This is a genomic window from Candidatus Thiodiazotropha sp. LNASS1 (assembly GCF_964212655.1).
GTDB lineage: Bacteria > Pseudomonadota > Gammaproteobacteria > Chromatiales > Chromatiaceae > Thiodiazotropha.
Genome location: NZ_OZ156465.1, coordinates 1591949 through 1612852, shown reverse-complemented (window position 1 = coordinate 1612852; position 20904 = coordinate 1591949). Strand labels below are relative to the sequence as shown.

General features: G+C 53.3%; 26 protein-coding genes. 20 read left to right on the top strand and 6 right to left on the bottom strand.

The window, feature by feature from the left end:
* Positions 1-3 precede the first annotated feature (3 nt).
* Complete coding sequence (locus tag AB8516_RS06970) at positions 4-567, top strand: rhodanese-like domain-containing protein (RefSeq protein ID WP_369159337.1); 564 nt, start codon at positions 4-6, stop codon at positions 565-567.
* Between the two features lie 186 nt (positions 568-753).
* Here the strand turns inward: AB8516_RS06970 and AB8516_RS06965 are convergent, their stop codons facing one another.
* On the bottom strand, positions 754-1386 hold the full coding sequence (locus AB8516_RS06965) for a TetR/AcrR family transcriptional regulator (RefSeq protein WP_369159335.1): 633 nt from the start codon (positions 1384-1386) through the stop codon (positions 754-756).
* 299 nt (positions 1387-1685) lie between these two features.
* Here AB8516_RS06965 and AB8516_RS06960 point away from each other — a divergent pair, with 299 nt between their 5' ends.
* The 5 genes from AB8516_RS06960 to AB8516_RS06940 all read left to right on the top strand — a co-directional run bounded on the left by AB8516_RS06960 (position 1686) and on the right by AB8516_RS06940 (position 6959).
* Positions 1686-3074 (top strand): selenium-binding protein SBP56-related protein, encoded by a 1389-nt coding sequence (locus tag AB8516_RS06960; protein WP_369159333.1) that lies wholly within the window; start codon positions 1686-1688, stop codon positions 3072-3074.
* A 92-nt stretch (positions 3075-3166) separates the two neighbouring features.
* Positions 3167-5116: a cytochrome c peroxidase gene (locus AB8516_RS06955; protein WP_369159331.1), complete on the top strand. Its 1950-nt coding sequence runs from the start codon at positions 3167-3169 to the stop codon at positions 5114-5116.
* The gene (locus AB8516_RS06950) at positions 5117-5683 is read left to right on the top strand and encodes an SCO family protein (RefSeq protein ID WP_369159329.1); all 567 of its coding nucleotides are present in this window, start codon (positions 5117-5119) and stop codon (positions 5681-5683) included.
* A gap of 1 nt (position 5684) precedes the next feature.
* Positions 5685-6371 (top strand): TlpA family protein disulfide reductase, encoded by a 687-nt coding sequence (locus AB8516_RS06945; protein ID WP_369163238.1) that lies wholly within the window; start codon positions 5685-5687, stop codon positions 6369-6371.
* 117 nt (positions 6372-6488) lie between these two features.
* Positions 6489-6959 carry a DsrE family protein gene (locus tag AB8516_RS06940; protein ID WP_369159327.1) on the top strand — a complete coding sequence of 157 codons (471 nt, stop codon included), beginning with the start codon at positions 6489-6491 and terminating at the stop codon, positions 6957-6959.
* Positions 6960-7018: 59 nt separating this feature from the next.
* On the opposite strand, the gene AB8516_RS06935 is transcribed toward AB8516_RS06940, so the two are convergent.
* Genes AB8516_RS06935 through AB8516_RS06920 form a run of 4 tightly spaced genes read right to left on the bottom strand, consistent with a single transcriptional unit; the run spans position 7019 to position 9582 of the window.
* Complete coding sequence (locus AB8516_RS06935) at positions 7019-7720, bottom strand: hypothetical protein (RefSeq protein ID WP_369159325.1); 702 nt, start codon at positions 7718-7720, stop codon at positions 7019-7021.
* Complete coding sequence (locus AB8516_RS06930; RefSeq protein WP_369159323.1) at positions 7717-8232, bottom strand: hypothetical protein; 516 nt, start codon at positions 8230-8232, stop codon at positions 7717-7719. The genes AB8516_RS06935 and AB8516_RS06930 overlap by 4 nt, the downstream gene beginning before the upstream one ends.
* Complete coding sequence (locus tag AB8516_RS06925; RefSeq protein ID WP_108290009.1) at positions 8229-8837, bottom strand: hypothetical protein; 609 nt, start codon at positions 8835-8837, stop codon at positions 8229-8231. Before AB8516_RS06925 ends, AB8516_RS06930 begins: the two co-directional genes overlap by 4 nt.
* A gap of 4 nt (positions 8838-8841) precedes the next feature.
* Complete coding sequence (locus AB8516_RS06920; protein WP_369159320.1) at positions 8842-9582, bottom strand: MotA/TolQ/ExbB proton channel family protein; 741 nt, start codon at positions 9580-9582, stop codon at positions 8842-8844.
* Positions 9583-9917: 335 nt separating this feature from the next.
* On the opposite strand from AB8516_RS06920, the gene AB8516_RS06915 reads away from it, so the two are divergent.
* The gene (locus AB8516_RS06915; protein WP_369159318.1) at positions 9918-10667 is read left to right on the top strand and encodes a c-type cytochrome; all 750 of its coding nucleotides are present in this window, start codon (positions 9918-9920) and stop codon (positions 10665-10667) included.
* Positions 10668-11011: 344 nt separating this feature from the next.
* Positions 11012-11089, top strand: coding sequence for a pyrroloquinoline quinone precursor peptide PqqA (gene pqqA / locus AB8516_RS06910; RefSeq protein ID WP_108290058.1), 78 nt, complete (start codon positions 11012-11014; stop codon positions 11087-11089).
* Positions 11090-11268: 179 nt separating this feature from the next.
* Here pqqA and AB8516_RS06905 read toward each other — a convergent pair whose 3' ends face one another.
* Positions 11269-11676 (bottom strand): bacteriohemerythrin, encoded by a 408-nt coding sequence (locus tag AB8516_RS06905; protein ID WP_369159316.1) that lies wholly within the window; start codon positions 11674-11676, stop codon positions 11269-11271.
* Between the two features lie 475 nt (positions 11677-12151).
* On the opposite strand from AB8516_RS06905, the gene AB8516_RS06900 reads away from it, so the two are divergent.
* The 12 genes from AB8516_RS06900 to hypE all read left to right on the top strand — a co-directional run bounded on the left by AB8516_RS06900 (position 12152) and on the right by hypE (position 20702).
* Complete coding sequence (locus tag AB8516_RS06900; protein ID WP_369159314.1) at positions 12152-12871, top strand: HyaD/HybD family hydrogenase maturation endopeptidase; 720 nt, start codon at positions 12152-12154, stop codon at positions 12869-12871.
* Positions 12871-13173, top strand: coding sequence for a HypC/HybG/HupF family hydrogenase formation chaperone (locus AB8516_RS06895; protein WP_108290014.1), 303 nt, complete (start codon positions 12871-12873; stop codon positions 13171-13173). Before AB8516_RS06900 ends, AB8516_RS06895 begins: the two co-directional genes overlap by 1 nt.
* A 12-nt stretch (positions 13174-13185) precedes the next feature.
* The gene (locus AB8516_RS06890; RefSeq protein WP_108290015.1) at positions 13186-13611 is read left to right on the top strand and encodes a hypothetical protein; all 426 of its coding nucleotides are present in this window, start codon (positions 13186-13188) and stop codon (positions 13609-13611) included.
* 17 nt (positions 13612-13628) lie between these two features.
* Positions 13629-14498 carry a hydrogenase expression/formation C-terminal domain-containing protein gene (locus AB8516_RS06885; protein ID WP_369159311.1) on the top strand — a complete coding sequence of 290 codons (870 nt, stop codon included), beginning with the start codon at positions 13629-13631 and terminating at the stop codon, positions 14496-14498.
* On the top strand, positions 14495-14722 hold the full coding sequence (locus AB8516_RS06880) for a rubredoxin (RefSeq protein ID WP_369159309.1): 228 nt from the start codon (positions 14495-14497) through the stop codon (positions 14720-14722). Before AB8516_RS06885 ends, AB8516_RS06880 begins: the two co-directional genes overlap by 4 nt.
* Entirely contained in the window at positions 14719-15315 is a 597-nt protein-coding gene (hybE, locus tag AB8516_RS06875) for a [NiFe]-hydrogenase assembly chaperone HybE (protein ID WP_108290018.1), read from the top strand. The genes AB8516_RS06880 and hybE overlap by 4 nt, the downstream gene beginning before the upstream one ends.
* Complete coding sequence (locus AB8516_RS06870) at positions 15312-16493, top strand: nickel-dependent hydrogenase large subunit (protein WP_369159306.1); 1182 nt, start codon at positions 15312-15314, stop codon at positions 16491-16493. The genes hybE and AB8516_RS06870 overlap by 4 nt, the downstream gene beginning before the upstream one ends.
* Positions 16493-16834: a hydrogenase maturation nickel metallochaperone HypA gene (hypA, locus tag AB8516_RS06865; RefSeq protein ID WP_369159304.1), complete on the top strand. Its 342-nt coding sequence runs from the start codon at positions 16493-16495 to the stop codon at positions 16832-16834. Before AB8516_RS06870 ends, hypA begins: the two co-directional genes overlap by 1 nt.
* A gap of 128 nt (positions 16835-16962) precedes the next feature.
* Positions 16963-17811 (top strand): hydrogenase nickel incorporation protein HypB, encoded by an 849-nt coding sequence (gene hypB / locus AB8516_RS06860; protein WP_369159302.1) that lies wholly within the window; start codon positions 16963-16965, stop codon positions 17809-17811.
* Between the two features lie 212 nt (positions 17812-18023).
* Complete coding sequence (locus AB8516_RS06855; protein WP_108290022.1) at positions 18024-18248, top strand: HypC/HybG/HupF family hydrogenase formation chaperone; 225 nt, start codon at positions 18024-18026, stop codon at positions 18246-18248.
* Entirely contained in the window at positions 18245-19384 is a 1140-nt protein-coding gene (gene hypD, locus AB8516_RS06850) for a hydrogenase formation protein HypD (RefSeq protein WP_369159299.1), read from the top strand. Before AB8516_RS06855 ends, hypD begins: the two co-directional genes overlap by 4 nt.
* 268 nt (positions 19385-19652) lie before the next feature.
* Entirely contained in the window at positions 19653-20702 is a 1050-nt protein-coding gene (hypE, locus tag AB8516_RS06845; RefSeq protein ID WP_369159297.1) for a hydrogenase expression/formation protein HypE, read from the top strand.
* Positions 20703-20904 lie beyond the last annotated feature (202 nt).

The window sequence follows — 20904 nt, the reverse complement described above, 5'->3', positions numbered from 1 at the left end:
GGCATGAGAATGCGCACCTTTGCCGAGACAATCCTATGCGCCATTCTTTCGCTACAGCCTACCGTCACGCTTGCGACCGATAGTCCGCTCTTTTCACCGGAGGGTTACCGCATTGCCCGTTATCGCGCACCTCTGCCCGAGATGCCGCCCGCTGGAAAACGCCTCGATACCAGGTTGCTTGTCGAATTGATACGTCGGCAGAATCCGTTGTTATTGGATGTCCAGGCAATCACCCTGCGTCCGGAGACGGAGGAGTTCGGTATCGCCTGGCTGCCGAGCAGACAGCGATGGCATATTCCGGGAAGCACCTGGTTGCCGAATGTGGGATATGGCTATCTCGATTCACGCATGCATGCCTATATGCAAACCAACCTTGAACGCCTCACCCTGGGTGACAGGGATAGAGCGTTGGTCTTCTATTGTGTGGTCGATTGTTGGATGTCCTGGAACGCGGTAAAGCGGGCAGATGCGCTGGGCTATAGAAATCTCTATTGGTATCCGGAAGGCAGTGACGGATGGTATGAGGCGGGGTTGGAACTCGTCCCCGGCGTTCCGGTCCCTTTCTAATTGAGTGAAAAATGACGGGTATTTCCGATCACAAACTGTCGCACTATCGCGTTCACGATCCAGAGCCAGTTAACGCTCATCCAATTGGCCCTTTTGTCTCTAACAAAGCGCCAATCAAAGCACAAGTAGAGGGATTCGATTGTGCCAAATGGACGACGAGCAATGCCGAGTGGCGATTTTTCAGGCTCAACCCGTAGGTCTTATTGCCACTACCTCGCTCACCGAAGTCGGCATCATGCCATGCCACATACAGTCGATCAGTTCTTCGTACAGATTGGGCAGAGGCTCGTTAAGCACGCCGTCCAGACGCAGGTGGATCAAGCGGATGGCGCCGCCGAAGATGTTGGAGGCGACGACCCAGGGGTCGCCTTGCCGGATCTCGCCCGACTCTATCCCCTTCTGCACGATGTTACGCATAGTCTTGAAAGGGGTGGAGCTGCAGATCGGGGGCTCATCGGGCAGAAACTCATGGTGTTTGGCATGCAGTACGTAGGAGATGATATTGCGCTTTGTTTCGGTGTATTCAAAGAGCAGGTAGATGATGCGGTTGCAGCTCTCCCGAAAACTCAGATCCTCGGTGATGACATCCTCCACCAACTCCTCCATCTCCCTGATCAGATGGTAGAAGAGCGCCTTGGCAACGCCCTCTTTACCGCCGAAGTGGTTGTAGATAGAGCCGATGCTGACGTTGGCCTGTTTCTGGATGTCGTGTATCGAGACGTTGTGAAAACCCCGTTCGACAAAAAGGTCGAGGGCTGTGCTCAGAATGCGGCAGTCCACTGGGGCGTTGGCCGGGGTGATTTTTTTAAGATGGGGCATGCGGGTTCCTAATAGGTTTATTTTGTCGGCAATTATACCCAGCATAGTAAAAAATTTGACAAGAATGAATATTCATTCTATTTTTCCTTTTAGCCGCGTACCTCTCTACCTGCTGTTCCGCAGCGGGACTGGAAGAGTAAAGACGGTTTTCATGCCGAAGGATCATCGGCAAATAAGCGTAACGAGTAGTATTTCCAGACTGTGCGGAGCAGCGCGCAGTCAAAATAGGCCAACTGCAGGAGGAGGGCTGAGGTAACGCACGATAGCAGTAAAAATTAATACCAACGGAGGTTGAAACTATGAGGCTATTCAAGAAAAAGCCCGCCAAGTCCATTGCCTTGGCATCCGCCCTGGCTCTCGGGACCACCCTTTTCGGTGCGGTTCTGCCACTGCAGGCCGATGAAACCTGCCAGTCACCCTACATGGCCAAGATTGTCGGCCAGGAGGATTTCGTCTATGTCTGGACCCTCGGCATCGAGGGATTGGGAGACGGTCAGGACAAGCTGGTGACCATTGACGTCAATCCGAACTCATCCAACTACGGCAAGGTGGTCCACAGCCTGTCGGTAGGCGGTCGCAACGAGGCCCATCACTCCGGCTTCACCGATGACCGGCACTATCTCTGGGCAGGCGGTCTCGATACCAACAAACTCTTCATCTTCGACGTCCACAGCGATCCGGCCAAGCCCAAGCTGCACAAGGTCGTTACCGATTTTGTGGAGAAAAGCGGCGGCGTGGTCGGGCCCCACACTACCTATGCCTTGCCGGGACGTATCATGATCACCGGTCTCTCCAACAACAAAGACCACGGCGGCCGCACCGCCCTGGTTGAATACACCAACGAGGGAGAGTATGTGGCAACCCACTGGATGCCCACGGATCAGAACCTGCGCGGCGCGGAGAAGACCGGCAAGTACGCTGACGGCTACAACTATGACGTGCGTGTATTGCCGCGACGTAACATCATGCTCACTTCCTCGTTCACAGGTTGGTCCAACTACATGATGGACTTCGGCAAGATGCTGCAGGACAAGGAGGCGATGAAACGCTTCGGTAACACCGTGGTGTTGTGGGACCTGCACAGCAAGAAGCCGAAAAAAGTCTTCGACGTACCCGGTGCGCCGCTGGAGATCCGTTGTGCCTGGCAGCCGAACCATAACTGGTGTATCACCTCCACGGCACTCACCTCCAAGCTGCACCTGATCTATGAGGATGAGAACGGCGAGTGGCAGGCCAAGGCCGTGGCCGATATCGGCGATCCTTCCAAGGTGCCATTGCCGGTGGATATCTCCATCAGTTCCGACGATAGCCGGCTCTGGGTCAACACCTTTATGGACGGCAAGACCCGGCTCTTCGACATGACCGATCCGCACAATCCCAAGCAGGTCTATGAAAAGAAGATCGGCCGCCAGGTCAATATGGCTTCCTCCAGCTGGGACAGTACCCGTATCTATTACACCTCTTCGCTGCTGGCCAACTGGGATAAGAAGGGCGAGGATAACGAACAGTTCTTCAAGAGCTATGTCTGGGACGGCAAAAAGCTGGTGGAGAAATTCGCTATCGACTTCAATAAAGAGAAACTCGGCCGCGCCCACCAGATGCGTTTCGGTGCTTACTCCCTCTATGGTGCAGTCAGGCCTGAGGAAAAGGAGGTCTCCGTAGCCAGTCTGGAGTCCATCGTCAAGTGATACAGGCAGTTCCGGGTGTCTGACAGGCATCCGGAGGGAGGCAACCCTGTCGGATAGATCTCTGTCAGGGTTGCCGCTGTCTGGGAGCACCTATGCATAATCTATTTATAAGATCTGTCTGGCTTGCCGCCATCCTGATTTCAACAGCGTCAGCCGATCCGTTATCCGATTCAGCGCCAGGCTATGGTGAGTTGGGCTACACACTGCCGGCGATAGGCGGTTATTCCCTGCCACCGCTAGGTGAGGCAGGGAATGGTTTGGTGCTCAACAGCGAAGGGAAACAGCAGCGTCTGCACGACCTCTTCAATGACCGCTATGTCCTGTTGGCGTTTATCTACAGTACTTGCAGCGACGTTAACGGATGCCCGCTCTCTTCCCATGTCTTCTATAAGATCAAATCGGCGATGAAAAGGGATGCGATGTTGGCCGACAGGCTGAAGCTGATCAGTCTGAGTTTCGATCCCGAAGTCGACACGCCGGAGGTGATGAAACTCTATGCCAATAATTTTCGTTATGCCGGAAGTTCAGGGGAGTGGCAGTTCATTACCACCGCTTCGCATCGGGCGCTACAACCCATATTGCAATCCTATAATCAGGTGATTCAGCGGGAGGTCGACAGCAGCGGAAAGGCAAGTGTGGGCTACAGCCATGTGCTGCGGGTCTTCCTCATCGATCCGCAAAAGCGTATACGCAATATCTACAGTGTCGATTTTCTCCATCACGATCTGATCATCAACGATGTGAAGACGCTGCTGATGCAGGAAGAGAATCAAGGTCGGTTGTTAAAGGCTGCTCTGAGCCTCCCCGAGCCTTCAAAATTATCCAAACCGGGGGATGATAAACAGGGTTACGAGCAGGAGAGCTATGTTACTCGATCCCTCGATCTGGAGTTGAGGAAAGGCCAGGCTGCGGATCTGATGACCTTTATCGAACAGCCGCCACTGGGGCTGCCCCCGGTACCGGTACCGGAGAATAATTCCATAACCCGGGAAAAGATCGAACTCGGCAGAAAGCTTTTCTATGACCGCAGGCTCTCGCTCAACGACACTTTCTCATGTGCCATGTGCCATGTCCCTGAGCAGGGATTCACCAGCAACGAGCTGGCCATGGCGGTAGGCATAGAGGGGCGTAGCGTGCGGCGCAACTCGCCCACCATCTACAACTCGGCCTATGCCGCCATGCTGTTTCACGACGGGCGCGAGCAGACCCTGGAACAGCAGGTCTGGGGTCCGTTGCTGGCCAGGAACGAGATGGCCAATCCATCGATCGGCTACGTTCTGGAGAAGATCCGCAAGATCGATGACTATGAGGGTAGCTTCGAGGCTGCTTTCGATGGCAGGGGAGTGAGTATGGAGACGCTCGGCATGGCCATCGCCAGCTATGAACGCGCCCTCGTTTCCGCAGGCTCACCCTTCGATTATTGGTACTATGGGGGTGATAAACAGGCACTCTCAGCATCAGCGCAGCGGGGTTTTGAGCTCTTTGTCGGCAAGGCGGGATGTGTGGCCTGCCACCATATAGGCGACAAGCATGCCCTCTTCAGTGACGATGGCCTGCACAATACCGGTATAGGGTACAGGGAATCGATGGGAATAGTGCCCGAGACGCAGCCAGTGACGGTGGCGCCGGGTGTGACCCTGCAGATCGATCGATCGGTCATCGAACAGGTGGGCGAACCGGCACCCACTGACGTGGGTCTGTATGAGGTGACGCAAAATCCCAACGACCGCTGGAAGTACAAGACACCCAGTTTGCGCAATGTAGCGCTCACGGCACCATACATGCATAACGGTTCCTTCAGTACCCTGCTTGAAGTCGTTGAGTTTTATGACGGGGGGGGCGTCGCAAACGAGCTGCTCGATCCCTTGATCAGGCCGTTGGGATTAAATGAATCTGAGAAACAGGATCTGGTCGCCTTTATGCGATCCCTCACCGGCGGCAATGTGGACACCCTGGTGGCCGATGCCTTTGCCGCGCCTGTTGGTGATGTGGGAAAGGGTGATCCGAGTTGGGTGCACGGTACAGATGTGGAGGTGCGCTGAATGGTGATACCCGCTAAACACTTGCTGTTTCTACTGATCTTCAGCGCACTCTCGGTCACGGTGACCTGGGCCAACACCGAGGAGCTGGGTGGCGAATTCAGTCTGACCGATCATAACAACAATCCCTTTGAATTGCGCCAGCTTCAGGGCAAGCTGGTGCTGCTTTTCTTCGGCTACACCTACTGCCCCGATATCTGCCCAACCGAGCTGGCGAATGTGGCTGCGGTACTCAATGAGCTGGATGATCAGGGGGATCGGGTGCAGGGATTGTTTGTATCCCTGGATCCCGGGCGTGACTCCCCTGAAGTGATGCGGGACTATGTCCACTATTTCAACAAAGGGTTGGTCGGGCTGACCGGAAGTGAGGACGAAGTGGCGCAGGTGGCCCGGCAATACCGTGTCAATTACAAAAGACACGAAAGAGAGGATGGCGGCTATAGCATCGACCATTCGGCCAACCTCTACCTGATTGACCGCCAGGGAAAGCTCACCGCGGTAGTGCCCTACGGTATGCCACCAAAGCATATTCTCGATCTGGTACGAGGGTTATTGGCTGAAAGTGGCTGATATGATTTCCCAGGCCAGAAAAACGCTGGGTGAAATGGTTGACAGAAATGAACATTCATTCTATTCTTTATCCCGGTTCGACCATACGGGTTGGCCGGTCGATGGCTGTGGGCAAGCTGCACAGGTTTCGAGTCCCTTCAGCTACCTCGGGCACAGTCTGACCGGCTTAACCTGGTCGATCCTGTCGTTTGCGCTATTCATGTCAGTTGTATTGAAGGCATCGGCCACTGAGGGTCTGCTTGCTGCAGTCAGGCCGCTACCCGCGCCTGCTTTCCGCCTGCAGGATCTGGAAGGGAGAAACCATCAACTTCATGATTACAGGGGCAGGGTGTTGATAGTCAATTTCTGGGCCAGCTGGTGTGTGCCCTGCCGTCGCGAGCTACCGTCGATGAACCGGGCCTGGACAGTGTTGAAGCCCAAAGGGATCGTCATGCTGGCGATCAACCTGGGGGATGATGCGGAGGCGGTCAAGGAATTCCTGAATGACTTCCCCATCGATTTTCCCGTGTTGCTGGATCACCGGGGACGGATCAGTCAGCGCTGGCAGGTTCGGGGATTGCCAACGACCTTGGTGCTGAATCGTCGAGGTGAAATCGTCTACCGGGCAGTCGGCGAGCGGGAGTGGGACGATGCAGCACTGCTGCATCAGCTACAGACCCTGCAGCCGGAATCAAGAAAGCTTGACTGATTTTTTTTTTGGATTCCAGTCTTTGGCTGAACAGTGTCAGAGTTCATTTCGATCAAATCACAGGTGCATATGATGATAAATAAGTCGATACAAAAAAGAGGGTGGTGGGGTTTGCTGATGGGCCTCCTGCTGTTCAGCATGGACTCGGCCAATGCAGCGGAAAAGATCAACGATGCAATGGCACTGAATGGGGTGAAGGAGACCCGCAGTGTCTTTCTTATCGATTTCACCAATCCCCAGAAGACAGCATTCTATCTCGACATCATCCGTGGAACCCATGAGGGTCTGGTGAGACAGGGCGTGAAACCCAACATGGTACTGGTCTTCATCGGTGAGACGGTGCGTTATCTTTCAACCGAACCTGACGACGTCCTGGCCATGGAATATGGCAAGCAGCTTGATTCAATTGCAGATACCGCCAAGGCACTGAAGGCAAAAGGGGTGCGAATGGAGGTCTGTGCCATCGCCAACCGTGTCTTCGAGGTGGATAACGCTACTACTCTGCCGGAAATGGATGTGGTAGGGGATGGCTTCATCTCGCTCATCGGCTGGCAGACACAGGGACATAAGCTGGTGCCCATCTTTTAGCGGAAACTTCCGGTGACAAGGGCTAATGCTGCAAACGCTTTTTTGCAGCAGCTGTTGATTCAGCGTCGCAGAGATTTCAATTCATAAACCACCTCGCCACCGGCAAACACATCATTCGACAAAGGCTCTTCCCGTAGCAACTTCACCAGGCCAACACCGGGTGCGTACCATTCTGTGGTGTTGATCAGTATCTCCTGGTATCCGCTGCGGGCGTCTGCGTAGAGGGTGAGATTTGCCTCGCCTTGAACCCGGATACAGTTGTCGAAACGGCCGGCAGGTACCTCCACCGTTTCATCCTCGGCCATGATCTGGAAGGTCATCTTAAGATTCATCCCACGGGTCAGACCCTCTTCATAGGGATAGACGCGACGCAGTACGAACGGGTATGTTGGATTGCTCCATTGAGTACCGTTCCTGAGCGGATATTTGAGTACCCAGTGTGGTGAGTTATCGATAGCAGGTTTACTTTCGATCAGGGTGCGCTTTGCAGTGCGGTAGATGCCGGCGCTGTTCTCGGCGATATAATAGCGGGTGCCGTCACTGGTTATGCGTACTGCATGGAGTAGACTGTTGATCGACTCCCGCTCTCCCATGCGGATGGAAAAATCGGTGTGTCGGACCGAGTTCCCGACGCTGGTGGTAACCAGATAATCCCATTGCAGTCCCTCCTGCAAGGGAAAATAGCTCGAGCTGTCCAGCGATTGATTCGAGCAGGATTGAAGAGCCAGGACGAACAGGCCAAGAAAGGGGATGTATCTCATTTTTCCGGTAGCGCCGGATCGGGAAGGGAGTAGATTTCAATCTTCTCCCGCTGTTCACCCATACGGGTGAAATCGAGTGGTTGTCCCGGTTTCCTGGTGACTGCGGCTCTTCTGCCAAGCTGTATAATGCCGTTGCGCATATTGCGTAGCGCTTCTTCCAGGTCGGTGTGAAGTACCTTACTGTACTCCAGCTTGTAGGCACGCGGATCATGCGCCGGCTCACCACTGCTGAGGTCGGTGGCCCAGATGGTGATGGTTCCGGGCGATCCTGTCGTTTTATCGGGTTCATCAACCACCGATGCATGCAGCAGAAACCGTTCCGGAACCTCAATCCATGCAGGCCAGCCCTGCACTGATTGCCATGCCTGATAACTGACGAAATAGAGTGCCGTTGCAAATACAACGATAAACAGTCTTATCAGGGAGTGGAAATTGCTTGCAATCAGCGCCGCGGCCACAAGCGCGGCCAATGCAACGTAAGCGAGCAGTATCAATAGTACCGATTCACTCATATCTTACCTACCTGGACAATCGATTTTTCAAGGGTGTTGATATTACTGACTTGACCGTCGGTGCCGATAGTGAAGCGTATCGCTGTCTTCTCTTCGCCAACCCGTTCAAGTATCAGGGTTGCGTAGTGCAAAACTTTAAGCGCGGGATTGACCTCAGCAAGATAGACGGTTACCGGAACAGGTTGCAGGGATTTGCTGTTGTAGTAGTGAATATTGATGACATACTCCCCAGGTGGACGGCCGCGTATGGTCACTATCTCCTGGTTAAGGGGATTGATTATCGTTTTGCCGTCAATCAGCAGCGTATCATTGGCCATCCCTCGGTCGTCTCTATCCAGGTGCATAAGACTGGCCTGGGGATTCTTGAACCAGACCAGATCACCGTTTGGCCCCTCAACCCAGGTGTCGATATCGTCCGGACTGTTATCGGTCCAGGTTACCGAGATCAGAAAGTCGGCCTTGGGATTGATGGTACCGGTCTTGGCCGGCGGATTTAAAAACATCAAGGCGACAAGAAAAAGAAAGGTGAATGCAAGCAGTGCGTTGAACAGCAGATCGGTGAATGGATCCGCATCGAACTGACGGCTGTTGCGAAACATCGCCACTGAATCACTGCTCCTTGTCAGCCACTTTGAGCAAGCGTGTTTCGCTGAACTCTACGGCCTCTGCCACCAGGCGATCAGCGGCTCGATCCAGCATCAGGTACTGCATCCCGAGCAACATGCTGCAGCTGAGTCCCATCAGTGTGGTGTTCAGAGCCACACCCATACCGGTCGTCATCCGTTGCAGAAGGCCCTGTATGTCGGACAGGTCAAATGATTTCAATTCAGCCACTGGCGCCAGCATCATGACAAATCCGATCACAGTACCGAGCAGGCCGAGTTTTACGAGCAGTCCGCAGATAAACCAGCCAACTTCGTGTTGACCTCTCATACGCTCTGCCATCACCTGTGCCAGCAGGTGGCTATCCTGGTTTGGTCGATGCGCTTGCAACGAACCGCGCATTGCGGCTATCCCGGCAATAAACTGACCTGAGAGGGAATCTTTTACGGGTAGCTGGTTTTCTATCCACCAACGATTGCTGCCTGGGCCGGGTGGATTTGCGGTCGTGAACCGAATGATCCGGTCGAGTGCACTGTTTTCATGCGATAAAAACAGTGCCCTTGCAGCACAATGAGTGGTAGCCAGTACAAAGAGCAGCAGGATGATCAGTGTGATGTGGCTGGGATCTGACAGCAAAGCGGATTGCAGCAGACCTTGATCCCAGAACAACCAACTGATGAACGACAAGATGCCGAACAACAGTAGCCACTGTAAAACTAAGGTATAGGGTGTTTTGGCATGTCGCACTTCAAGGTACTCACTGGTGAATCGAATCCTGCTTCATGTTGTATAGATGAAAAGCATGCTCCGTGCCATTTCCCTGTATTGCACCCATATTACTCACCGTCAATTGTCACATGATTGTGGCTGATAAAGGTGTTCATATATTGAGCATTGTCGACATTTTTTGAACAATCGTGGTTGTAAGGCCTCGGTAGATATGGAAGTGTTGCCGATGTTGGCTTTTTAGCCGATGCCTTGTATGTCGATGACTATCGAGAGCAGGCACAAATGTTGCTATTACTTAACTCATTCAAATTCATTAAATATCGGTGTCATACCAACCAGGGGAGATTCGAACAATGGCAAGGTTGAAGTTCTCTTTAGCCACACTATTTGCGCTCGTAGTGATTTTTCCGGTTTCTGCCGCGCATGCAAAGGATCAGCAAATGTTGGCTCTGGCCAATGCTTCCGGTTGTTTTATCTGTCACAAGATAGCGCCTGACGCAGGTAGTGATGAACTGCCGCTCGCGCCGAGTTATCAGGAGATCGCGTTACGCTACAGAGGTGATAAAGATGCATTCAGCCGTTTGCTGGATCGAGTGCTGCATGGCACGGTCTATCAGGATCAGGTATGGGAGGGTGAAATCGGGATGCGGTTCATGCCGCCGAATGTGAATGTCACGCGAGAAGATGCATCCTCGCTTGTTCACTGGATACTTAAGCTGGATATTGATCCACAAGTGGCGGAGAGGCTTATGCATCACGACAGAATGCTTACACTCTCCACCGTAAGCGGTTGTACGATCTGTCATCGAATAGATCCGGTCAAAGTGTCGCGTGTTATTCCTCTCGCGCCATCATTCAGGGAGGTGGCCGCGCACTATCAGGATCGACCGGGCAATAAGGACAGATTGCTGGAATCAATACTGCAGGGTACCCAGGGTAACCAAAAAATATGGCAAAACGTCAATATGCTCTACATGCCACCGAATGTGGCCTTGAAAAGAGAGGATGGTGTCAGGCTGATAGAGTGGATACTCTCCCTCGATACCAAAGGGGTACCTAGGCACATGGAGCCACCTGCGGGCATGGGTTCGTCAAGGCAGTGAACTGTTACGACAGACGCGCCATCCGAACGACTACTGTTGGATATGCACTCAACGGCAGAAAAATCGATATTGATTCCCTGAGTGTACGGATTTCACGCGTTTCTGTTCAGAAACTGCACATCTTTAGGTGGGTGTTGCTTTGACGGTTTTTTTAAATCGGCGATAACCGCATATATATATATCTGTAATTTAGGCATTTATAGGTAAATCACTGTAGATAATATGGTTGGATGTTGCGGGTGTTTTGTTGGTATGTATCTTGATAGTCGATCATTGTTGCCTCTGGTGGTATTCAGGGTGACACTTTCATAAACCTCAAAAAACAGATAGGAGTGAGAACAACGATGCATAAATGGTCAAAACCGATGTATCAAAACATGCGATTTGGATTCGAAATCAATCTGTATGTGAAAGTACGATAACTTCGGTCTTGCGTAGAAGATGATGGGGCGGGGGAGCGTTGCTCTCCCGCCTTTTTAATTTCCGCTTGATCCCGGATCGGATTCAAAAGCCGCCGATATGCCAAGTGTATACTTTGGTTTCAGGCTGATGTTCCGGGTCATAACGAGCAATCGTCCCGTCGTTGAAGCATCTGGTAAAATCAGTAGACGCCTTGTGCATTGAGAAAGGTGCCGAGTTCTTTATCGCTTTTGAAAATGTGGATAAGCACCCAATCGGATGAGACATCGTAATCAGAGCGAAAGGTCGGGCTTTTTCCGCCCGTGACACCCGAAACCAGATTGTTCAGATGCTGCAGTAATACATGGTGCTCGTGTAGATGCTGCTCATACCCCGGATAGTTATGCTTTTTCATCAACTCATCTTCGGTGGAGAAGTGAGTTTGCGTATGTTCATACAGCTCAACCAGCAGTTTTTGCAAACTCTCTTTATCAGCACACTTTTCCACAGCGGTGTGGAGGCTATTAACGATATTGAGCATTTCCTGATGTTGGTCGTCTATTATTCTGACGTTGACACTGAATTCTTCGCTCCACGTAACGATCGGCATATTGTTCTCTCTATTGCATGATTTATTGTGCTAGGGCCTGTTAACCGATGCTCTTTCCACAAACTTGTTTAAATGCATCAACAACTCTGCCAAATTATGGGACATTCTGAAAGAAATCACCTTAATTTCCCGCGAAATTCTGTAGTGGTCCGGGTTTATCGATCCGGCACAGTCGAATTCCAAACACCGAACGGGTGTATGTGATGTGTAAAGCTGCTTACCTATAGCGGGGCGGATTGGCAGATTACCCTCAATTTTTTTGTGTAAATATACACTAACTTCAGTTTGCTGCACCTGAAGATTGGATAGTTATATTTCAAAAATCATCTAAACTGATAAGCAATTATCCATTGCTATAGACCATATTACCTCCACATCCGGTAAATTCTCAACGAAAACAATAGGTAATCCATGCGGAAGAGTTTGGCGCGTGGTTTGCAGATAGTGGTTTCACTGATCCCTGTTGGAGTCTGAAATGTCCAATCCTCCCAATGTGCTGATCCTCGGTATAGGAAATCTGCTGTGGGCCGATGAGGGCTTCGGTGTTCGTGCATTGGAATCACTTCAGCGTCATTACCGATTTTCTGACAATGTTCGTCTCCTGGACGGGGGCACCCAAGGTATCTATCTGGTTCAACATATCCGCGAGGCTGAGATACTGGTGGTCTTCGATGCTGTGGACTACGGTCTGCCTGGCGGCAGCCTCAAGCGAGTGGAGGATGATGAGGTACCCAAATTTATGGGCGCCAAGAAGGTGAGCCTGCATCAGACCGGGTTTCAAGAGGTGCTCGCCATGGCGGAGATGCTCGGCGATTATCCCCGGCATCTTCTCCTGATGGGTGTACAGCCTGTTGAACTGGAGGACTATGGCGGCAGTTTACGGGAACCTGTACGTGCACAGATAGAACCGGCGATCGCAATGGTTCTGGACTATCTTCAGGGATTTGGCATCGAGGCCCAACGACGAGAAAAGCCATTATCACCGGACACAGGTTTACAGGGTGCGATTTCCGACATCCGGCGCTATGAGAATGAACGACCCTCCGCGCAGCATGCCTGCCGGGTTGGTGATGCAAGGGTTCTGACATCACCGCGATTTGACCTGGCCTTTCGTCCTGTTCAGCTTGAACAACACGCCATTCATGTGGATGTGGATGCGCATCTCGATAAATACCGTAGCAAGGGGAATCTGTGATGTGTATCGGCATACCGATGCGGGTCCTCTCCACGTTCCCGGGTCAGGCGGTATGCGAGGGGTTGGGTGAGCGGCGCAGGGTGGATACCCTGCTGGTAGGTGAGCAACAGGTTGGTACCTGGTTATTGGTATTTCTCGATACCGCCCGCGAGGTGTTGAGTCCGGCCAGGGCAAGGGAGATAAAACAGGCATTACAGGCCCTTGAGCTGGCCATCCAGGGTGAAACGGAGATTGATTATCTGTTTGATGATCTGGTGAATCGTGAACCGCAACTGCCGGAACATCTTCGGCTGGATAAATAGCAGGAGAGAAATATGCCTTCACCGCTGATCAACGACCTCATCGAGCAAAAAGGTATCGCTACGGTCAATGAGCGTTCGCTTGGGGATTTTGTCAAAGCGCATAAACAGTGTCTGCTCTTCTTCACCGAGAATCCGGTGCAGTTTCCCGAAAGCAATGATGTGGCAGTGGTGTTGCCGTTGCTGATGGAGACATTCGGTGGCCGTTTTCAGGTGGCCATCGTCGAACGTGACAGTGAACATCAATTGCATGCGCGCTTTCCCTTCGATGGCTGGCCTGCGCTGGTAATGTTGCGTGAGGGTGCTTATGTCGGTGCGATTTCCCGCATGCAGGACTGGGATGTCTACCTCACTGAGATTGAACGCCTGCTGAATACCCAACCCTCTGCCACACCGGGTTTCAAAGTTCCTGTCGTTAGTGCCGTTGGGCATTGCCATTAACTGGAGTGACATTCAACATGAATGAAATCGACATACCTATAAGTGTCACCGGTCCGGGTTCGCAGCTGGCGGAAGATGATGGGGCTTCACTCGACATCCTGCAACTCCCCGATGAGATGTCTACCTTCTCCATGCCTGAGATGCCGGAACCCGATCAGGTGCAGGATCTCGATAGCGGCATGTCGGCATTGACCGAGCTGGATGCGGTATTGCAACACCAGGCAAAAGTGAGGGATATCAAGCCTGAGGTTGTCGATATCACACACCTGGACAGGGAGAACAGCAGCCTGGTCGATCAGGTTCTCGGTGAGGGTGAGGTAAGCATGGTCTACCGGAGTGCTGATACCAGCGCCAGAATACAGGAATCGGTCATGGCGGGAATCTGGCGCATCAGATATTTCAATCAGCAGGAAGAAACCACCGGAGACACGATTGAAGTGGCGCGGGTACCCAGGTTGTGTCGACGCCATGTCTTCAGTCAGGCAGCGCATCGGGTCGATAGCCAACTCAAGTCGATACCCGAGGGGGTCTTGAATGCGCCCCCGCTGCTTGCTGAGATCAATGACAAGGTCTCTGAGTATCGACCCGGTAAGGAGAGTCATGTCATAAATCTTACGTTGTTGCCGCAGACAGAACAGGATCTGGCATTCCTGATTGATCGTTTGGGCGAGGGACCGCTCACCATACTCTCTCGTGGTTACGGCAACTGCCGCATCTCCAGCACAGCAGTACAAAACGTCTGGTGGGTGCAATATTTCAACTCTCAGGATAAAAACATTCTCAATACCCTGGAGATCGGTGATGTGCCGGCAGTCGCTGCCGCCGCCAAAGAAGACATTCAGGAGAGTGCCCGGCGTCTGAACGAGATTATGGAGGCCTACCGGTGAGCGATGCCTTCTTTGCCGGTTCCTACGGTGGAAATGCCCAAAAGCTCCATGATGACAGCCGGTTGGAGTGCAAGATCTGTTGGTATATCTACGATCCCGCCGAGGGCGATACTTATTGGCAAATACCACCCGGGACACCCTTCTCTCAGTTGCCGTCACACTGGAGCTGTCCGAATTGCGACGGCAACAAGCGTGACTTCATGGTAGTGAGGGATGTATCGTGATCTGTCCAGACTATCTCATTCAAGGCCTCGAGAAACAGTTTCGGCGGATTCAGCAGGAACGAATGGAAGGACTGCCGTTGCTCAATCCGGCCCTGCGCGTGGAGGCAGTGGGATTTCGTGAATGGAACGGCCTCTGTCTCGGTGTCTTGGTCACCCCTTGGTTCATGAACCTGATGTTGTTGCCGCCGGAAGGGGATAGCTGGAAAGCCACGAAGGTTGGCGATAAACAGCTCTACCAAATGCCCTCCGGTCCCTACGAGTTCATTCTTTGCGAAGAGGAGGGGATCGGCCGCTACCAGATGTGTTCTCTTTTTTCGCCCGTCTTCGAGTTTGCCGACCACGCCACGGCGGTGGCCACGGCAGAGGCTGTAATGGATGCCCTTATGCGGGTTGAACATCGTGATTCGGTTTCAACACGTGAAAGTGAAATCGAACGAATCTGGAAGGGTGAGCCCGATGAGCAGGCGGTCGACGGGCAAGACGGTTCAGTGCAAGAGGAAAGACCGACGATCAGCCAGCGCCTGGATCAACCGCTGAGTCGTCGTGAATTGTTGCGCGGCGGGGCGAAACAGAACCTGGATGCAGATGCATGAACGTTGAGGGTGAAATCCACATTAAGCTATATCGCCGGCAGGCGCGAATAGAAAAAATCGCCATTAGCTCGACTCGTCCATTGCAGTTAACCCATCTGTTCGAAGGCAAATCGGTGAAGGAGCTGCTGGGCATGCTTCCCATGCTCTACAGTGTCTGCGCCACCGCCCAGGCATCGGCCGCGGCTCAGGCATGCCGCCAGGCGATGGGTATGCATGGGAATGCCCGGATCGAGTTGGCGGAGAGTATGCTAGTCACGGTGGAGACCGCCCGGGAACATTTGTGGCGTATCCTCATCGACTGGTCCAATTTTGTCGATACAGCGGTCGACCGTGCTTTGGTCGCATCTCTCTCAAATCTGCTGCCGATGGCAAAACATGCGTGCTTCAATGACAGTGACCTGTTCACTCTGCAGCCACGTCTGGTGGTGGATCAGGAAAGGTTCTCCACAGTCATTGAACAGATCGCGAAAACAGCTGCCGATTCGATCTTTGCACTAGCGCCTGCCGACTGGTATGCATATGCTGATATCGAGGATTTCGATGTTTGGCTCGAACAGACAGCGACACCCGCATCAAAACTGTTGCGGCGGATAAGGGACGAACAATTGGCACAATTGGCGGATGGTGGCTCCTACCCTTTACCCACTATCGATCCGCAGGCGATATGTCAGCGTCTGTCCGAGGAAGATGCCGACCAATTTATCGCTGCCCCCGAGTGGAAAGGCGCTGTCTTCGAGACGACACCAATGACCCGAATGGCCTCCCATCCACTGTTGCGACAACTGACGAAGCTGTATGGCTTTGGCCTGATGACACGCCTGGTGGCCAGGTTATTGGAGTTGGCTTCCATACCGGCAAGGCTGAACGAACAGATGCAGGCATTGATCGAAGATCGAATTGATGGCGGCACCCCGATGGCCGGATCGGGAGTGGATGAGGGTTTGGGCCAGGTGGAAGCGGCACGCGGGCGTTTGATACACCGTGCCGTACTGGATAAGGGTATGATTTCCGGTTATCAGATAGTGGCGCCCACGGAGTGGAATTTTCATCCCCGAGGGGTAGTCGCCAGGGGATTGCTGAGTCTCCCTGCACAAGAGATCGATGCATTGAAACGGCATGCCGACCTTTTCATCAACGCAGTCGATCCCTGTGTTGGTTATCGGCTTGAGATCGTCTGATGCACGAGATGTCCCTGTGTGAGGGTGTGCTGCAGGTGCTGGAGGAACAAGCCGTGACGCAAGGATACAGCATGGTCAAGCGGGTATGGCTGGAGATCGGTGCGCTATCGGGTGTGGAGCCCGAGGCGATGCGTTTCGGTTTCGACGCGGTGATGAAAGGCACTCTCGCCGACAGTGCCCGACTGGAGATAATCCATCTGCCTGGCGAGGCCTGGTGTATGCAGTGCAGTAAGCCGGTTCAGGTAACGGCCCGCTATGAGGCCTGTCCGGAGTGCGGCAGTTATCAGTTGCAGGTGACCGGTGGTGACGAGATGCGGATCAAGGAGCTGGAGGTCGAGTAACTCATTGAGTTACTAGTTTTTAGTTTTTAGTTTTTAGTTTTTAGTTGGAAGGTAGCAGGGTTTGGTGCGTGCACTTAACTAAAAACCAAGAACTCAAAACTCAAAACTCATTATTCGAGGTGTTTGTTATGTGTACGGTTTGCGGTTGTGGTGAAGGTGAGACAAAGATCGAGGCTCAGGATCATCAACACGATCATGATCACCACCACCATCATCATGACGAGAATGGAAGGCAGGGACATACCCATGACTACGGTCAGGGACCGGCCCATGCCCATGCGCCGGGACTCTCCCAGTCGAGAATGGTGCAGATCGAGCAGGACATACTCAGTAAGAACAATCAGTATGCCGCTGCCAACCGGAACTACTTTCAGCAGCACGGCATATTGAGTCTCAATCTGGTCTCAAGTCCGGGATCGGGCAAGACGACCCTATTGGCCCGTACCATCGGCGATCTGCAGGCGGAGTACGCCATCAGTGTCATCGAGGGTGATCAACAGACGGCGAATGATGCGGAGCGGATACGCGCTACCGGTGCGAAGGCAATACAGATCAATACCGGTAAAGGGTGCCACCTGGATGGTCACATGGTAGGCCATGCCCTGGAGTCGCTGAAACCGGATCGGGGGAGTCTGCTGTTTATCGAAAATGTGGGTAACCTGGTCTGTCCGGCCGCTTTCGATCTGGGTGAGGCGCATAAGGTGGCGATTCTCTCCGTGACCGAGGGTGAGGACAAGCCGATCAAATATCCCGACATGTTTCATGCCGCCGATCTGATGTTGCTGAACAAGATTGATCTGCTGCCCTATCTCGATTTCGATGTGCAGCGCTGTATCGAGTATGCCAAACGCATCAATCCCAAGATTAAGGTATTACAGCTTTCCGCCACCACCGGTGAGGGGATGCAGAACTGGTATCAGTGGATTGCCGCCAGTCGGCAGATGGCGCAGGTCGGGAATCCGGCGGTGCCGGCTTAGATGATTAGCCGCAAATAGACACGAATCACCGCTAATGAACGCGGATATTATCTGGGTGTCGTCGAGACGCAGTAACATCGTAATAACAGTATATAGGATCAAGGATTAGCGAAAATTTGCGGTGATTCGCGTTCATTTGCGGCAGGATGCAGGATAAAAAATATCCATTACGCCTTATTTGCAATGACAAAATGACTGAGGAGTGACCGAACATGTGCTTGGCTATACCCGCAAAAGTGGTCGCCATCGACGAGCTGGGTGAGAACGCCACCGTGGTGTTGGGTGAGGTGAAAAAAGAGGTCTCTCTGGCGCTGGTCGAAGATGTCTCAGTGGATGACTTTGTACTGATCCATGTGGGTTATGCACTCAACAAGGTGAGCGAAGAGGAGGCCGAGAAGACCCTTCGGCTATTTGCTCAAGCTGGAGTGACGCCATGAAATATGTTGACGAATTCCGCCAGCAAAAACTGGCCAGGCAGCTGGCCGATGCGATACGCCACGAAGCGGACAGGGGGCGCGAATATCATCTGATGGAGTTTTGCGGCGGCCATACCCATGCCATTTTTCGTTATGGTGTGCAGGATCTGATGCCCGACAATGTGAGGTTTGTCCATGGTCCGGGATGTCCGGTCTGTGTGTTGCCGATCGGTCGTATCGATGAGGCCATCCATCTGGTGGAGGCCCATGATGTGATTCTCTGTACCTATGGCGATCTGCTGCGGGTTCCGGCCAGTGGGCGTAAGAGCCTGATCCGGGTCAAGGCGGCGGGGGGTGATGTGCGCATGGTCTATTCCACCCAGGACGCACTTAGAATCGCCCGTGAGAATCCGGACCGGGAGGTGGTCTTCTTCGCCATCGGCTTCGAGACTACCACGCCTCCCAGCGCGGTGGCGCTGCGTCAGGCAAAGGTGGAGGGTCTGGGTAACTTCAGCCTGTTCTGCAATCATGTACTGACCCCCGCAGCCATCCAGAATATCCTCGAATCCCCCGAAGTGCGGGAGTTGGGATCGGTCTCCATCCACGGCTTCTTCGGGCCCTCCCATGTCAGCTCCATCATCGGTAGCCGACCCTACGAGTATTTCGCCCAGGAGTTCCAGCGTCCGGTGGTGATCGCCGGCTTCGAGCCGCTGGATGTCATGCAGTCGGCCCTGATGCTGATCCGCCAGCTTAACGAGGGACGTTATGTGGTGGAGAACGAATACACAAGAGTGGTCAGTCGCGAGGGCAACTGCAAGGCGCAACAACTGGTGGCGGAGACATTCGAACTGCGCAGAAGCTTCGAGTGGCGGGGATTGGGTCAGGTGCCCTACAGCGCCCTGAAGATCAAACAGGACTATGCCTCGCTCGATGCTGAGCGGCGCTTCTCCATACCCGTCTCCCAGGCTAAGGATGTCAAGGGTTGTGAATGTCCGGCGATCCTGCGCGGTGCCAAGCGACCTACCGACTGCAAACTGTTCGGTACGGTCTGTACCCCGGACAACCCCATGGGCTCCTGTATGGTCTCCTCCGAGGGTGCCTGCGCCGCCTATTGGAGTTACGGCCGTTTCCGTCAATCCAATAAAAAGAGCGCATGATGTTGAATATGTCATTAGGCGTTATCAGTCCGCGAATGAACGCAAATAAACGCAAATGTTTAAAAAGAGATGTAGGGTGCGGCTTGCCGCACCGATCGGGATTTCTCGTTCCCACGCTCCTGCGTGGGAATGCAGATCTAAGCAGAGCATTAGATCAAGGTATGGGTTCCCACGCAGGAGCATGGGAACCAGGGAAAATGAAAACATTAGCGTTTATTAGCGTTCATTTGCGGACTGCATTTATACCGACTTACTACGGAGTGGAACGATGAATGCTGTGGTAAAACGCTTTCCCCTTCGCCTCGACACGCGCGGTGCCAGGATCGATATGACTCATGGCAGCGGTGGTCGGGCCATGGCGCAGCTGATCGAAGAGCTGTTTCTCAAACACTTCGATAACGAGCTGCTGAGGCAAGGCAACGACCAGGCAGCCTTCGATGTATCTGCAGGACGCATGGTCATGAGCGTGGATGGCCATGTCATCTCACCGCTCTTTTTCCCCGGTGGCGATATCGGTTCATTGGCGATACACGGTACGCTGAATGATGTTGCCATGTCCGGTGCGCGGCCGCTCTATCTGTCGGCAGGATTTATCCTGGAAGAGGGTTTTCCCCTGGCCGACCTGGATCGGATCGTCGCCAGTATGGGAAGCGCAGCCGGCGAGGCCGGCGTGCCGGTGGTCACCGGCGATACCAAGGTGGTGGAGAAGGGCAAGGGTGACGGCGTCTTTATCACCACCACCGGCATCGGCGTGGTACCGGAGGGTATCAATATATCGGGAGATCGCGCCCAACCCGGCGACAAGATCATCGTCAGCGGCAGCATCGGTGATCATGGGGTGGCGATCATGTCGAGCCGTGAGAATCTGGAGTTCGAGACTACGATCGAATCCGACTCGGCAGCACTCCACGGATTGGTACAAAAAATGGTAGAGACTGTCCCGGATATCCACTGCCTGCGGGATCCGACCCGCGGCGGTCTCGCCACCACGCTCAACGAGTTGGCCATGCAGTCTGCGGTCGGCATGCATCTGGTGGAAGCGGAGATACCCATGAAAGCGGCGGTTACTTCCGCCTGCGAATTACTGGGGCTCGATCCCCTCTATGTGGCCAATGAAGGCAAACTGATCTGTATCTGTTCAGCCGAGGATGCTGACCGGTTGTTGCCGGTCATGCAGGAGGATCCCTTGGGGCGTGACAGCCGGATCATCGGTGAGGTGGTCGAGGATGAACACCACTTTGTCCAGATGGAGACCATGTTCGGCGGCAGCCGGGTGGTCGATTGGCTCTCCGGCGAGCAGTTGCCACGAATCTGCTGACACTGATATGAGTGAATGGTTAAGAGTAAAAGTCCGCAAATGAACGCAAATGAACGCAAATGTTTAATGCGTGATGTTGGGTGCGGCTTGCCGCACCGATCGGGATTTCTCGTTCCCACGCAGGAGCATGGGAACCGGGGAAAATGAAAACATTAGTGTTTATTAGCGTTCATTTGCGGACTAACAAAAGAAGTTGCAAGCG